This is a genomic window from Streptomyces sp. NPDC050508, from assembly GCF_040655155.1.
GTDB lineage: Bacteria > Actinomycetota > Actinomycetes > Streptomycetales > Streptomycetaceae > Streptomyces.
Genome location: NZ_JBFAJJ010000002.1, coordinates 515,633 through 529,995 on the forward strand (window position 1 = coordinate 515,633; position 14,363 = coordinate 529,995).

13 protein-coding genes are annotated in these 14,363 nt (G+C 70.1%); 7 read left to right on the top strand and 6 right to left on the bottom strand.

From position 1 onward, the window contains the following. Positions 1–9: 9 nt before the first annotated feature. Both AB0I69_RS07540 and AB0I69_RS07545 read left to right on the top strand, forming a co-directional pair. Positions 10–705: a contact-dependent growth inhibition system immunity protein gene (locus tag AB0I69_RS07540; protein ID WP_363094630.1), complete on the top strand. Its 696-nt coding sequence runs from the start codon at positions 10–12 to the stop codon at positions 703–705. A 149-nt stretch (positions 706–854) separates the two neighbouring features. After that, positions 855–1,811 carry a Bro-N domain-containing protein gene (locus AB0I69_RS07545; protein WP_363094631.1) on the top strand — a complete coding sequence of 319 codons (957 nt, stop codon included), beginning with the start codon at positions 855–857 and terminating at the stop codon, positions 1,809–1,811. 97 nt (positions 1,812–1,908) lie between these two features. Here AB0I69_RS07545 and AB0I69_RS07550 read toward each other — a convergent pair whose 3' ends face one another. Genes AB0I69_RS07550 through pdhA form a run of 3 tightly spaced genes read right to left on the bottom strand, consistent with a single transcriptional unit; the run spans position 1,909 to position 5,493 of the window. Continuing rightward, on the bottom strand, positions 1,909–3,315 hold the full coding sequence (locus tag AB0I69_RS07550) for a dihydrolipoamide acetyltransferase family protein (RefSeq protein WP_363094632.1): 1,407 nt from the start codon (positions 3,313–3,315) through the stop codon (positions 1,909–1,911). 11 nt (positions 3,316–3,326) lie between these two features. Beyond that, on the bottom strand, positions 3,327–4,334 hold the full coding sequence (locus AB0I69_RS07555; protein ID WP_363094633.1) for an alpha-ketoacid dehydrogenase subunit beta: 1,008 nt from the start codon (positions 4,332–4,334) through the stop codon (positions 3,327–3,329). A 1-nt stretch (position 4,335) separates the two neighbouring features. After that, complete coding sequence (gene pdhA, locus AB0I69_RS07560) at positions 4,336–5,493, bottom strand: pyruvate dehydrogenase (acetyl-transferring) E1 component subunit alpha (RefSeq protein WP_363094634.1); 1,158 nt, start codon at positions 5,491–5,493, stop codon at positions 4,336–4,338. Positions 5,494–5,815: 322 nt separating this feature from the next. Between pdhA and AB0I69_RS07565 the strand changes: the two genes are divergently transcribed. The 3 genes from AB0I69_RS07565 (at position 5,816) to AB0I69_RS07575 (ending at position 8,059) form a co-directional block, all read left to right on the top strand. Then, positions 5,816–6,478, top strand: coding sequence for a response regulator transcription factor (locus AB0I69_RS07565; RefSeq protein ID WP_363094635.1), 663 nt, complete (start codon positions 5,816–5,818; stop codon positions 6,476–6,478). 49 nt (positions 6,479–6,527) lie between these two features. Then, positions 6,528–6,950: a pyridoxamine 5'-phosphate oxidase family protein gene (locus AB0I69_RS07570; protein WP_363094636.1), complete on the top strand. Its 423-nt coding sequence runs from the start codon at positions 6,528–6,530 to the stop codon at positions 6,948–6,950. Positions 6,951–7,063: 113 nt separating this feature from the next. After that, positions 7,064–8,059, top strand: coding sequence for a phosphotransferase (locus tag AB0I69_RS07575; RefSeq protein WP_363095026.1), 996 nt, complete (start codon positions 7,064–7,066; stop codon positions 8,057–8,059). Positions 8,060–8,150: 91 nt separating this feature from the next. On the opposite strand, the gene AB0I69_RS07580 is transcribed toward AB0I69_RS07575, so the two are convergent. Continuing rightward, complete coding sequence (locus AB0I69_RS07580) at positions 8,151–9,683, bottom strand: protein kinase (protein WP_363095027.1); 1,533 nt, start codon at positions 9,681–9,683, stop codon at positions 8,151–8,153. A 375-nt stretch (positions 9,684–10,058) separates the two neighbouring features. On the opposite strand from AB0I69_RS07580, the gene AB0I69_RS07585 reads away from it, so the two are divergent. After that, positions 10,059–11,690 (top strand): protein kinase, encoded by a 1,632-nt coding sequence (locus tag AB0I69_RS07585; RefSeq protein WP_363094637.1) that lies wholly within the window; start codon positions 10,059–10,061, stop codon positions 11,688–11,690. Between the two features lie 114 nt (positions 11,691–11,804). On the opposite strand, the gene AB0I69_RS07590 is transcribed toward AB0I69_RS07585, so the two are convergent. Next, positions 11,805–12,344 (bottom strand): bacterial proteasome activator family protein, encoded by a 540-nt coding sequence (locus AB0I69_RS07590; protein ID WP_363094638.1) that lies wholly within the window; start codon positions 12,342–12,344, stop codon positions 11,805–11,807. A 779-nt stretch (positions 12,345–13,123) separates the two neighbouring features. On the opposite strand from AB0I69_RS07590, the gene AB0I69_RS07595 reads away from it, so the two are divergent. Continuing rightward, positions 13,124–13,285 (top strand): hypothetical protein, encoded by a 162-nt coding sequence (locus tag AB0I69_RS07595; protein WP_363094639.1) that lies wholly within the window; start codon positions 13,124–13,126, stop codon positions 13,283–13,285. Positions 13,286–13,313: 28 nt separating this feature from the next. Here AB0I69_RS07595 and AB0I69_RS07600 read toward each other — a convergent pair whose 3' ends face one another. Then, the gene (locus AB0I69_RS07600) at positions 13,314–14,294 is read right to left on the bottom strand and encodes an NAD(P)H-quinone oxidoreductase (protein WP_363094640.1); all 981 of its coding nucleotides are present in this window, start codon (positions 14,292–14,294) and stop codon (positions 13,314–13,316) included. Between the last annotated feature and the right edge of the window lie 69 nt (positions 14,295–14,363).

Consider the following 14,363-nt stretch of genomic DNA (forward strand, 5'->3'; position numbering starts at 1 on the left):
GCTGATCCCGTGCCCTTGAGCCCCCTCGAACACGACCGCTGCTACGGCGAGTTGGACCAGGTGATCCGCGCCTACGCCGGTCAGCCGGCCGACGACACCCCGGACAAGCCGAGCGAGGCGCTGGTCGCCTACCTGCGCCACACCTGGCACACCCGCCCCTGGGCCCTCGCCGTAGCCGAACGCCAACTCCGCGAGTACGCCGACAACCCTCCCGGCCGACTCCGCCTGCGCCTCGGCGAGTTCTACGCCATCCCGGACGTGGGGCTACCCGAGGCCGAGATCCAGCAATGGCTGTACTGCCTCGCCGACCACATCAAACACAGCGTCGAGGAGGGCGAAGTCCCACCCCCGGCCACCCCCGCCACCCACTGGGAATGGCACGCCCGCTTCCCCGAACTCGGTCAGTTCCTCGGCGGCTGGTTCTCCCAGGACATGCCGGACGAGTTCGACGACCACGACGCGGCGATCGACGACTACCGGACCTCGGCCGACCCACAACTCGTCGCCCGCCTCACCGGCGAGTTGCACGAACTGCTCGCCCTGGAGCTCGACGAGTCCGACTACGCCCTCGCAGTCGCCGAGTTGGGCATGGAGGTCGACCCACCGACGTCGTACTCACCGAGCGGCTGGCTCGCACTGCTCGCCGACCGGCTGACCGCGCCCCGCGCCGACTACGGGCCCCCGTCCGGTGACGCCGCGAAGTGACCCAGCGGGCCGATGAGTTGACGCCTTACACGCTTCGGCGGTCCCGTGCAGTGGATTCGGGTGATCTTCCCCCGCAATCATGAACATCCTTGTATCAGCTGGCATATTCATTCGCCTCCGCCCTACGTTCCCCGGCGGAGGTGGTTCACGTGAACGAACCCAGCAAACGACCCGATTCCGCCGAACAGCACGAGGCGATCGACGTCAACGACTTCGTCTACGCGGCTACCGGGGCCCGCGTCCGAAGGCTGACCATGCCGGACGGGACGCACTGGTTCCCGGCTGTGGATGTCTGCAAGGAGTTGGGACACTCCAATGCCAGGAAGGCTCTCGCCGACCATGTTCCCGAGGGGTCCCGAGAAACTCTTGAGACCGTAACGAATGGTTACGGTCTCAGCGTTCCCGCAGGTCGGGAGTGGCGCCGAGACATGAATCTCATCAATCTTCAGGGGCTGCTCTTCCTCGTCAACGCCTGCACCAAGTCCTCCGCCGCGCCCTTCAAGCAGTGGGCCGTCGAAGTGATCGAGACCATCCAGCGCGAAGGCTCCTACACCCTCGAAGAAGCCGAGGTTCAGCCCGCCGACCCCGGAGCCCCCATCGCGTACGCGATGCCAGAGCAGGTCGCCGAGGCCATCGTCCGGCTGGAGGCACACAACCTTCAGGTGGACGGGGAGCTTGCGGCCGCACAGCGCGAATCGCTCACGCTGCAAAGGGAGATGCTTGCCGCACAGCGTGCGACACTCACCGCGCAGGAAGCCATCGCCCAGGCCATGGGACGCATCGCGGACCGGCTCGATGTGCTCGCTCTCGACCGTCCTGCGGCCGTCGGCGCCCCCGCCCTTCAGCCAACGACGGAGTCCGTGCTGGCCGACTGGCGGCAACGGCTGTCCGTGACGGAGGACGTGTGGACGGTGGCCGTGGTGATCGCACCGGTGCTGGTCAATGAAGGGGAACTGCGTGAGCCGCTCGAATCGATCGCGTCGCGTACGGGGCTGACCGTACGCCGCGTCAATGAGTGTCTCCGCCTGCTGCGCCAGCACGCCTGCATCCGCTCGCGCGGCGGGGCGGAGGATGGGGCGCCGGTGTACGTGCTCAACCGGTCCTGAGACCGGCCCGAACACTCCGGAACAGCGGAGGGGGCGGTCGCAAATCCAAGTTGCGACCGTCCCCTCCAGACGTCCAACGCTACCGAATGGGCGGACGTCACCCCCAGGTGATCAACCGCTTCGGCTGCTCCAGAACCGCCGCCACATCCGCCAGCACCTTCGACCCCAACTCCCCGTCCACCAACCGGTGATCGAAGGACAGGGCCAGCGTCGTCACCTGGCGCGGCTTCACCTTGCCCTTGTGGACCCACGGCTGGAGTTTGATCGAGCCGATCGCGAGGATCGCGGACTCGCCGGGGTTGAGGATCGGTGTGCCGGTGTCGACGCCGAAGACGCCGACGTTGGTGATGGTCACCGTGCCGCCCTGCATCGCCGTCGGGGAGGTCTTGCCGTCCCTCGCCGTCGACACCAACTCGCCCAGCGACTGTGCCAGTTGCGGCAGCGTCTTCGCGTGGGCGTCCTTGATGTTCGGCACGAGCAGGCCACGCGGAGTCGCCGCCGCGATGCCGAGGTTGACGTAGTGCTTGAGGACGATCTCCTGGGCGGCCTCGTCCCAGGACGCGTTGATGTCCGGGTTGCGCTTGATGGCCACCAGCAGGGCCTTGGCGATCAGGAGCAACGGGTTGACCCGTAGGCCCTGCATCTCCTTGTCCTGCTTCAACTCCTCGACCAGTTTCATCGTCCGCGTCACGTCCACCGTCACGAACTCCGTGACATGCGGTGCCGTGAACGCCGAGCCGACCATCGCCGCCGCCGTCGCCTTGCGGACACCCTTGACCGGGATACGGGTCTCCCTGGTCGTGTCGTACGTCGCGGAAGGCAAGGAAGGCGCCGAAGGCACGGAAGAAGGCGCGACCGGCTCGGGGGCCCGCACCGGTGCCGGGGCCTGCGCCGGGGCCACCGCCGCGTGCACGTCCTCGCGCGTGATGACGCCGTCCGGGCCCGACGGGGTCACCGTCGCCAGGTCGACGCCCAGATCCTTCGCCAGCTTGCGCACCGGCGGCTTGGCCAACGGGCGGGATTCCACAACTGGCCCGGCCGCGTGGCCGTTCAGCTCCGCCTGTACGGCCGCCACCGCCGACACCACCTCCTGCGCCGGGATCTCCGCACCCTTGCGCGGGCGGCGCTTCGTGGAGGACGTGGCGACGCCATAGCCCACCAGCACCGGTGTGCGGGCCGGCGGCTTCGTCTCCTCAGCCGGAATCTCTTCAGGCACCGGAGCCTCAGTGGGCGCGCCTCCCGCCACATCCACCGCGATGATGGACGTGCCCACGTCCACCGTCGTCCCCTCGGGGAAGCGGAGTTCGCGGACCACGCCGTCGTACGGGATGGGGAGTTCCACCGCCGCCTTCGCCGTCTCCACCTCGCAGACGACCTGGCCGTCGGTGACGGTGTCGCCGGGCTGGACGTACCACTTGAGGATCTCGGCCTCGGTGAGGCCCTCGCCCACGTCCGGCATCTTGAACTCGCGTACGGACGCTTCAGCTTCAGTCATCGTCGTCACGACCCCTCTCCTCAGTACGCCAGAGCACGGTCGACGGCATCGAGCACCCGGTCCAGGCTCGGCAGGTACTCCTCCTCCAGGCGGGCCGGCGGGTACGGGGCGTGATAGCCGCCCACCCGCAACACCGGGGCCTCCAGGTGGTAGAAGCAGCGCTCCGTGATGCGGGCCGCGATCTCGCCGCCGGAGCCGAAGAACACCGGGGCCTCGTGGACCACGACCAGGCGGCGGGTCTTCTCGACCGAGGTCTGGATCGCGTCGAAGTCCAGCGGGGACACCGAGCGCAGGTCCAGGATCTCCAGGGACCTGCCCTCCTCGGCCGCCGCGTCGGCGACCTCCTGGCAGAGCTTCACCATCGGGCCGTAGGCGGCGAGGGTGAGGTCCGTGCCCTCGCGGACCACGCGGGCCTTGTGGAGGGGGCCGGGGATGGCCTCCGTGTTGACGTCGCCCTTGTCCCAGTAGCGGCGCTTGGGCTCGAAGAAGATCACCGGGTCGTCGCTCTGGATGGCCTGCTGCATCATCCAGTAGGCGTCCGACGAGTTCGAGGGGCTGACGATCTTCAGGCCCGGGACGTGCGCGAACAGGGCTTCCGGGGACTCCGAGTGGTGTTCCACCGCGCCGATGCCGCCGCCGTAGGGGATGCGTACGACGACCGGCATCTTCACCTTGCCCAGGGAGCGGGCGTGCATCTTGGCGAGCTGGGTGACGATCTGGTCGTAGGCCGGGAAGACGAAGCCGTCGAACTGGATCTCCACGACCGGGCGGTAGCCGCGGAGGGCGAGGCCGATGGCTGTGCCGACGATTCCCGACTCCGCGAGCGGGGTGTCTACCACCCTGCGTTCGCCGAAGTCCTTCTGGAGGCCGTCCGTGACGCGGAAGACGCCGCCGAGCTTGCCGACGTCCTCGCCCATGATGAGGACCTTGGGGTCGGACTCCAGGGCGGCGCGCAGCGATTCGTTGATCGCCTTGGCCAACGGCAGGTTCCTGAACGTCGTGGTCTGAGTCGCAGTCTGTGCCGCCATGTCACTTACCCCCCTCTTCATCCGCGAACGACGCCTGGTAGGCGGCGAACTGGGCCCTCTCCTCGTCGACGAGCGCGTGCCCGTCCGCGTACACGTGCTCGAAGATGGCGAACCGGTCCGGGTCCGGCATGGCACGGACCGCTTCGCGCACTCGCCTGCCCAACGCTTCGCTCTCCGTCTCCAGTTCCGCGAAAAATCCCTCGTCCGCGTGGTTTGAGGCCGCAAGGTACCGGCGCAGCCGCAGGATCGGGTCCTTCGCCTCCCAGGACTCGCGCTCCTCGTCGGCCCGGTACTTGGTCGGGTCGTCGGAGGTGGTGTGCGCGCCCATGCGGTACGTGTACGCCTCGACCAGCGTCGGGCCCTCGCCGTTGCGGGCCCGCTCCAGCGCCCACTTGGTGACCGCGAGGCAGGCCAGGACGTCGTTGCCGTCGACGCGGACGCCCGGGAAGCCGTAGCCCTGTGCGCGCTGGTAGAGCGGGACGCGGGTCTGCTTCTCGGTGGGCTCGGAGATGGCCCACTGGTTGTTCTGGCAGAAGAACACGACCGGGGCGTTGTACACCGCCGAGAAGGTGAACGATTCGGCGACGTCGCCCTGGCTGGAGGCGCCGTCCCCGAAGTACGCGATGACGGCGCTGTCGGCGCCGTCCATGGTCACGCCCATCGCGTAGCCGGTGGCGTGCAGGGTCTGCGAGCCGATGACGATCGTGTACAGGTGGAAGTTGTTGGTGTTGGGGTCCCAGCCGCCGTGGTTGACGCCGCGGAACATGCCGAGCAGGTTGGTCGGGTCGACGCCGCGGCACCAGGCGACGCCGTGCTCGCGGTAGGTCGGGAAGACGTAGTCGTCCTCGCGGGTGGCCCGCCCGGAGCCGATCTGGGCGGCCTCCTGGCCGAGCAGCGACGCCCACAGGCCCAGCTCGCCCTGGCGCTGCAGGGCGGTGGCCTCGGCGTCGAAGCGGCGGGTGAGCACCATGTCGCGGTACAGGCCGCGGAGCTCATCGGGGGTGATGCCGGCGACGTACTTGTCGTACGGGGCGGTCTTGCTGTTCTTGACTCGCTTGCCCTCGGGCGTCAGCAGCTGGACGAGGTCCGGGTCGGCGCCCTTGGCCTTGCTTCCGGCGCTGCGTCGCGGCTTGCGCGTGGCAGTGCTCTCCACGGTCAACGTGTGCTCCTCCGTCGGTCCGGCTCCCCGGGTTCGCCGGGTGCCAGTGCGGCTCACCTGCGCCCCACGGACGCACAGGGTGGGTGCGGTTCGTCGGGAGCAGGCGTGACAGGTGCCCCGGCGAGCGCCCTGCAAAAGGCACGTTACCCAGTGCTCCACAATTCTGTGAAACCCCTCCTGACCTGCGATTTTGCTTGGATTTCCAAGTAAATCGCGAAAGTCGGGAACAAGTCCTGGTCACAGCCTTGCAGGGGGCCGGAACAACGGCACGTTATCCCGCTCACCTCGGGCACGGGAAGAGCCCGTATGTGAGACTTACCGCGTGCCCGGAGACGGAAAAATCAGCGTATTTCTCCTCGACGACCATGAAGTGGTCCGCCGGGGTGTCCACGAGATGCTCTCGGTCGAGGACGACATCGAGGTGGTCGGCGAGGCCGGTACGGCGGCCGACGCGCTGGTGCGGATCCCGGCCGTGCAGCCCGATGTCGCGATCCTGGACGTACGGCTCCCGGACGGCAGCGGCGTCGAGGTGTGCCGCGAGATCCGCTCCCGGGACGACACGGTCAACTGCCTGATGCTGACCTCCTTCGCGGACGACGAGGCCCTCTTCGACGCGATCATGGCGGGCGCTTCCGGTTACGTCCTGAAGGCCATCCGGGGCAACGAACTGCTGAGTGCCGTACGGGACGTCGCGGCCGGCAAGTCGCTGCTCGACCCGGTGGCGACCGCCCGGGTCCTGGAGCGGCTGCGCAACGGCGGCGCCCAGCAGGACGACAAGTTCGACCGGCTCACCGAGCAGGAGCGCAGGATCCTCGACCTGATCGGGGAGGGGCTCACCAACAGGGCGATCGGCGAGCGGCTGCACCTCGCCGAGAAGACCATCAAGAACTACGTGTCGAGTCTGCTTTCCAAACTCGGTATGGAGCGGCGCTCGCAGGCGGCGGCGTACGTAGCGCGGAGACAGGTCGAGCAGCAGCGGCATTAGGGACCAAAGACCCCTCCTCCGGGCACGCGGTCGGGCCGACAGTGGTGACATGCCCACGGACGCCCAACTCGCCGTCGCCCTGCTCGCCCGCACCGATCACGGCCGGGTGGCCACCACCCGGCGGGCGCTGCCGTTCCTGGCGTTCGCCACCCACATCGTCCAGGACGGCCGGCTGCTGCTGCGCATGCCCCGGAGCTGCGGCTACCACCACGCGTGCGTGGGCAGCGTCGTCGCGTACGGCGCCGACAACCTGGGCTCGGCCGGGCCGGGCGAGGGCCTGTGGTCCGTGCAGGTCGTCGGGGCGTGCGAGAGCCACGAGCCGACGGCCGACCAGGTCGAACGTTTCGGCCCCGCGCCGGGCACGGTGAACGGCGAGCCGTACGAGCCGGTCTATCTGCGCATCGAGCCGCGGTTGAGCACCGTGCACTCGACGGACGGCGGCCTGGAAAGGCGCTTCGGGCACACCCTGTGACCGAAAGCGACCATCGACGACCGACCGGTGACTTTCTGTGACAAACCGCAGCTCAAGGGCCCCTCTCGTGCCCTAGCATCGGCCGCGTGCCGCGCTTCCGTGTACCACCCCTCGTGCCCCACGCGCCCCCTCTGGGCGCCCTCCTCCGCCAGTACTCCGCCGGGTCCGCCGTCACCTGCGAACCCGTCGACCAGGGGCTGCTGAACCGCGGCTACCGGCTCCGCACCACCCGCGGCCGCTACTTCCTCAAGCACCACTTCGACCCCGAGACCGCGGACCCGGCGGCCATCGCCCGCCAGCACGCGGCGACCCGGCGCCTGGCCGACCTCGGCGTCCCGGTGGCCCCACCGCTGCCGGACCGCGACGGCCGTACCGTCGCCGTCGTGGGCGGCCACGCCTACGCCCTGCACCCCTGGATCGACGGCCGGCACCGCCACGGCGGCCAGTTGACCACCGTCCAGTGCGGGCGGCTGGGGGCGCTGCTGGGCGTCGTCCACGCGAGTCTGGAGCGGGTGATGCCGGGGCGGCGGGAGGAGTGCGCGCCGGGCGCCGACCCCGCCGACACCTTCGCCCTCATCGACGACCTGCTCGGGCAGGTCCGCCGGCACCGGCCCGCCGACGCCTTCGACGAACTGGCCAGGCACCGGCTCCTGGAGCGGCGCGAGCTGCTGGAACGGCACGCGGACCGACGGCCGCCGCGCGGGGCTTCCGTGGGGTGGGTGCACGGCGACTTCCACCCGTTCAACCTGCTCTACAAGGGCGACGCCCCCGCCGCGATCGTCGACTGGGACCGGCTCGGCGTACAGCCCCGCGCCGAGGAGGCCGTACGCGCCGCCGCGATCTTCTTCGTACGGCCCGACGGGGCCCTCGACCTGCCGAAGGTGCGGGCGTACGCGCACGCGTACCGGCGTTCGGCGCGTGCCACGCCCTCCGAACTCGCCGCCGCCGTGCACCGGGTGTGGTGGGAGCGGCTCAACGACTTCTGGATGCTGCGCTGGCACTACGAACGCGGCGACACCCGCGCCGACCCCCAGTTCCCGGCGGCGTCGGCGCTCGCCGTGTGGTGGACACGGGAGTACGACGCGGTGTGCGAGGCCTTCGCGGAGTGAGCCCCCTGGGGGCACCGAAAACGGCACGCGCGCGTGGACCCCTGATTACGGGGCGCACGCGCGCGTGAATCCGTCTGCGGGACCGGCCCGGTCAGCCGCCGCCCAGGGTGCCGGCGACGGTGCCGGTACCGCCGTCGGTACCAGGGTCGCCCGTGTCCGTCGGGTCCGCCGAGGACGTCGCGGACGGGGTGTCCGACGGCTCCTCGGAAGCGGTCGCGGACGGGGTGCTCGAAGGCTTCTCGGTGGCCGTCTCCGTCGGGGTGTACGAGGGCGTGGGCGTCGGCGTGTAGTTGGAGCCGGAACTCGTGCCGCTGTCGTCCGTGGTCGTGTCGGACGGCGAGGCGGTCGTGTCGTCGCTCGGCGACTCGGTGGCCGTGTCGTCGGTCGCGGACTGCGAGGTGGTCGGCGACTGGCTGGTGCCCGAACCGCCGGTGCCGTTACCGGTGTTGTTCATCGCCAGCGCCACACCCGCCGCGATGGCAATCACCGCGAGGACGGCCAGGATCCACAGCTTGCCCCGGCCGCTGCCGTGGTTGCCGTGCCCCTCGAAGCCGCCGTCGTCGCCGTTGCCGTAACCGCCCGGCAGGATCGGCTGCGGGATCTGCGTGGTCCCGGAGGAGTCGCCCTGGGGCATCACGGTCGTGCCGGCGAAGCCCCCGGGCGGGGTCCCCTGCCCGTTGGCCACGGTCACCGGGCCGGTGTTCCAGGTGCCGGTGTGGCCGCCCTGGTCGTAGAGCATCTGCAGGCCGTACTGGACGAGCCCGCGCATCTCCTCGGCCGTCTGGAAACGGTCGTCCGGGTCCTTGGCCAGCGAGCGCATGACGAGGCCGTCGAGCTCCGGCGGGCAGACGCCGTTCGAGGTGTGGGACGGCGGGACCGGGATGTCCTGGACGTGCTGGTAGACCACCGACAGAGGCGTCTCACCGGTGAACGGGGGCCGCAGCGCGAGGAGTTCGTAGAGGAGGCAGCCCGTCGCGTACAGGTCGGAGCGGTGGTCGACGGCCTTGCCGAGCGCCTGCTCCGGCGAGAGGTACTGGGGCGTGCCCATGACCATGCCGGTCTGCGTCATCGTCGTGGACGCCCCGTGCAGGGCGCGCGCGATGCCGAAGTCCATGACCTTGACGGCGCCGTTGTGCGTGATGATCACGTTCGCGGGCTTGATGTCGCGGTGCACGATGCCGTGCTGGTGCGAGTAGGCGAGCGCCTCAAGGACCCCGGAGACGATGATCAGGGCCTGCTCGGGCCCGGGCGCCTCGGCGTTCAGGAGGAGGTCGCGGATCGTGCGGCCCTCGACGATCTCCATCACGATGTACGGCACCGACATGCCGCCCCCCGCGGCGAAGCCGCCAGTGGACACCGCGTCCTCGCCGGAGTCGTACACGGCGACGATCGCGTGGTGGTTGAGCCCGGCCACGGACTGGGCCTCACGCGTGAAGCGGGCCTTGGAGGTCGGGTCCTCGGCCAGGTCCGCGCGGAGCAGCTTGACCGCGACCGTGCGCCCGAGCCGTACGTCCTCGGCCGCGAAGACCTCGGCCATACCGCCCCGACCCAGTCTGTGGGTCAGCCGGTACCGGCCGTCGCCGACCAGTCCGCCGTTACCCCACAGCTCTGGTGCGTCCGACATTCCGCCGCCAGCCGCCTCGGGGTCGGACGGGCCCTGAGCGTGCTGCTGTGCCATCAGTCCTCGCCGTCGTTTCTGCCCGCGGTGCGCGCGGTGTTGTTACGGTCTCCGTCGGCCACGCTACAGGCTCGGCGCAAGCCGCCGTTCCGGGATCAGTGCCGGAATCGTCCGGAGACGGACCGGCCATCAAAGCGGTAGCACGCGCCGTCGTGCAAATTCTGTGTGCCGGCCGTACAGCACCTGTAACGCTTCCACGACTCTTCTTTCGCGTACGGTCACGGATCGGGCACCGCGCTTGACGTGTCAGTGCCCTCCGGCAGACTTGGCCGGGAATGGCACATTCGATCACTGGGCCGGCGCCGATGGGGGACACGGAAGATGAGTCAGGACGGCGCACAGGGCCGGTATGCGGGGCGCGCGCTCGCAGGTGGCCGCTACCAGCTGCGCGACCTGCTCGGTGAGGGCGGCATGGCCTCGGTGCACCTCGCGTACGACTCGGTGCTCGACCGCCAGGTCGCGATCAAGACACTCCACACCGAGCTCGGCCGTGAACAGGCCTTCCGCGAGCGCTTCCGCCGCGAGGCCCAGGCCGTGGCCAAGCTCACGCACACCAACATCGTCTCCGTCTTCGACACCGGCGAGGACGCGCTCGACGGCACGACGATGCCGTACATCGTCATGGAGTACGTCGAGGGCCGCCCGCTCGGCTCCGTGCTCGACGAGGACGTACGGCAGCTCGGCGCGATGCCCGCCGACAAGGCGCTGAAGATCACCGCCGATGTGCTGGCCGCGCTGGACATCAGCCACGAGATGGGCCTGGTCCACCGGGACATCAAGCCGGGCAACGTGATGATGACCAAGCGCGGTGTCGTCAAGGTCATGGACTTCGGCATCGCCCGCGCCATGCAGTCCGGCGTCACCTCGATGACGCAGACCGGCATGGTCGTCGGCACCCCGCAGTACCTCTCGCCGGAGCAGGCCCTCGGCCGGGGCGTGGACGCGCGCAGCGACCTGTACTCGGTCGGCATCATGCTGTTCCAACTGGTCACCGGGCGGCTGCCGTTCGACGCGGACTCGCCGCTGGCCATCGCGTACGCGCATGTGCAGGAGGAGCCGGTCGCGCCCTCCTCGATCAACCGTTCCCTGCCGCCGGCCGTGGACGCGCTGATCGCCCGCGCGCTGAAGAAGAACCCGAACGAGCGCTTTCCCAGCGCCGAGGCCATGCGCGACGAGTGCCTGCGCGTGGCCTCCTCACTGCACGCGGCGGCCCCGAGCATCGTGCCGGGAGCGCCCGTGCAGAGCGGCGCGGGCGTCGGCTCCGCGGTGTTCCCGCCGGTCGACCAGACGACCCCGGCACCCACCGGCCCCGTACAGGCGCCGTACCAGCCGGGCCCCTACGGCGGCACACCCGCGCCCGCACCGGCCTACGGCTATCCGCAGCAGGCGGGCTACCAGACGCCGGCCTCGGTCGGGTTCGGGCAACAGGGCATCGCGACCCCGCCGCCGTACAACCTGACGCCGCAGCACCCGACGTCGGCCTCCGGGGGAGGCGGGCGCAAGAGCAACAAGCCGGTGGTCATCGGGGCGATCGTCGTCGCCGTCGTCGCCGTCGGCTCGCTGATCACGGCCCTGGCAATGTCCAACGGCGGCGCGGTCGACCTGAAGGGCAGCAACGGCAGCAGCTCCAGCGCGAGCACCTCGGCGACGGCGGTGGAAGGCCACCGCGACGGCGACCAGACGAAGACGATCGCGACGACCGCGTGCAAGGAACCGCAGGAGTCGTACAACGACCCCACCAAGATCCAGGTCCCGAACTTCCAGTTCAAGTACATCGACTCGGTCAAGTCCTGCCTGCAGGCCGCGGGCTGGAAGGTGAAGATCAAGTCCGAGGACGAGAACACCTACGGCAAGGGCACGGTCATGGACCAGTTCCCCGCGGCCGGCACGGACGTGGACCCCAAGAACATGCCCCAGATCCAGCTGGGCGTGTCGACCGGCAACCCGTCCTGACCCCGGACAAGTCCTGACCCTGGACGACCGAACAAGCGGAAGGGCCCGGCGCCATCGGCTGCCGGGCCCTTTTGGGTACGGGGTTCTTCCCCTGTCGCTTGTCGCTCGCGGGTTCTACAGGTACGGACCGCCCACACGGCCGCCGCCCGGCTGACCTTCCTCGGCACCGTCACCCATGCCCGGCGGCAGGGCCCGGCGCATCTGCTCCAGCTGGGCCCGCGCGGCCATCTGCTGGGCGAACAGCGTGGTCTGGATCCCGTGGAAGAGACCCTCCAGCCAGCCCACCAACTGGGCCTGCGCGATGCGCAGTTCCGCGTCGCTCGGGATCGCCTCGTCCGTGAAGGGCAGGGAGAGCCGCTCCAGCTCCTCGACCAGCTCCGGCGCCAGACCGTCCTCCAGCTCCTTCACCGAACTGGCGTGGATCTCCTTGAGTCGCACCCGGCTCGCCTCGTCGAGGGGAGCCGCGCGCACCTCCTCAAGGAGCTGCTTGATCATGCTGCCGATCCGCATGACCTTGGCGGGCTGTTCCACCATCTCCGTCACAGGAATCTCGCGGGAGTCCTCGTCCCCGGTGCCACCGAGCGCCATCCCGTCCTGGCCCACGACCAGGATCTGGGGCTTCTCCGGTGACCTTTCGTTCCTCGGCATCTCCATGCCGCCATTCTCTCGCACCCGTACACCTCATCACCCTGGTGCCCCCCTCGAAGGGTGATCGACCGTTTCCGCTTGGCCGAACCCGGCATGCCGGACAGTCCGGCTGATGTGACGCTTGATCCGTCGATCTTGCCGCCTCGGCTCGGGAGGGGGTCACGGACGTGACTCCATGGCTGCGCACACCGCCCTCGCTACGGGCGACCGGACTACTGCTCGTTCTGGGCACGGGTACGGTCGTGGGCCCGTGCGGCGATGTCCTCGCGCATGGCGCGGAGCGGGGGTGCGCTTCCGTCGTAGTGGTCGGTATCAGGGGGGTTGCCGTGGCGACTTCCGCGGCGGCTGCGGCTGGTGCGCCTGGCACGGATGCGGGGTTCGGGTCGGGCGCGGGCCCTGAATCCGGCTCACCGTCGGGCTCAGCGTCCGGCTCGCGCTCGGACTCGGGGTCCGGGTCCGGCTCGGATGCCGACCAGCTCCCCGCACATCCCCATGCGCATCCCCCGGCCCATGCCCCCGGCCCCGGCCCCGGTGATGTCCTCGCACCCGCCCCCGCTGCCGCTCCCGCCTCCGCCGAACCGTCCAGGGCCGGAAGCCTGCCGGGCGAAGGACGAGAACGGCCGGGACGCACCGCGGAGCCGACCGCGGACGAGGACGAAAGCGGAGGTGGAGGTGGAGGCGACGGGGACGCCACAGCCGGACCGACAGCGGACGGGGACGACGACGGTGGCCCCTCGGCCAGTCCCGCACCCGCCGACTCCGCCTCGCCCCAGGAGGCGCAGGTCGTGCCGTCCTCGCCGCCGCTCCAGCCCGTACACCGGACCGTCACCAACGCCGAGGGCTCCGCCGAGCCCGTGCTGCGGATCCTGCCGCTGGGCAGCGGCCTGATCCTCATCGGGCTCGGCCTGGGCCTCGCCTTCATCGCCCTCCGCGTGCGCCGCGGCTAGTGGCGCTTCGTCAGGTGTCCTGTCGGGTCTACGGCGCGACGAGCAGCACCTTCCCGATGTGCCCGCTGTCCTCGACCACCTGGTGCGCACTCGCCGCCTCGCTCATCGGCAACTCCCGGTCGACGACCGGACGGACGTGACCGCCCTCGATCAACGGCCACACGTGTTCGCGTACGGCGGCGACGATGGCCGCCTTCTCGTCGAGCGGACGGGCCCGCAGCGAGGTCGCGCTGATCGCGGCCCGCTTGCCGAGGAGGGTGGCGATGTTCAGCTCGGCCTTGATGCCGCCCTGCATCCCGATGATCGCGAGCCGGCCGTTGACGGCGAGGGCCTGGACGTTGCGGTCCAGGTACTTGGCGCCCATGTTGTCGAGGATGACGTCGGCGCCCGCACCGCCCGTGGCCTGCTGGATCTCGGCGACGAAGTCCTGCTCGCGGTAGTTGATGAGGATGTCGGCGCCCAACTCGGCGCAGTAGTCCAGCTTTTCCTTCGTGCCGGCGGTGACGGCGACCTTCGCGCCGACGGCCTTGGCGAGCTGGATCGCCATGGTGCCGATGCCGCTGGAACCGCCGTGCACGAGGACCGTCTCGGCGGGGCGGAGGTGGGCGACCATGAAGACGTTCGACCAGACCGTGCAGACCACCTCGGGCAGCGCCGCGGCCTGCTTGAGGTCGACGCCGGCGGGCACGGGCAGCAACTGCCCGGCCGGAACGGCGACCTTCTCGGCGTAACCGCCGCCCGCGAGCAGCGCGCACACCTCGTCGCCGACCGACCAGCCGGCCACCCCGGGGCCGATCTCGGTGATCCGGCCGGAGCATTCGAGGCCGGGATAGAGGGACGCACCGGGCGGCGGGTTGTAGAAACCCTGGCGCTGCATGATGTCGGCCCGGTTGACGGCGCTGGCCACCACCTCGACCAGGACCTCACCCTCACCGGCGACCGGATCGGGGACCTCGCCCCACACCAGCGCCTCGGGCCCACCAGGTTCGGAAATCGTGATCGCATACATGCGGCCGACGCTACTCCTCGTCATCCGGCCGACCGCCGAAGGCGGGTCACTGAGGCAGCAGTCGGAGTC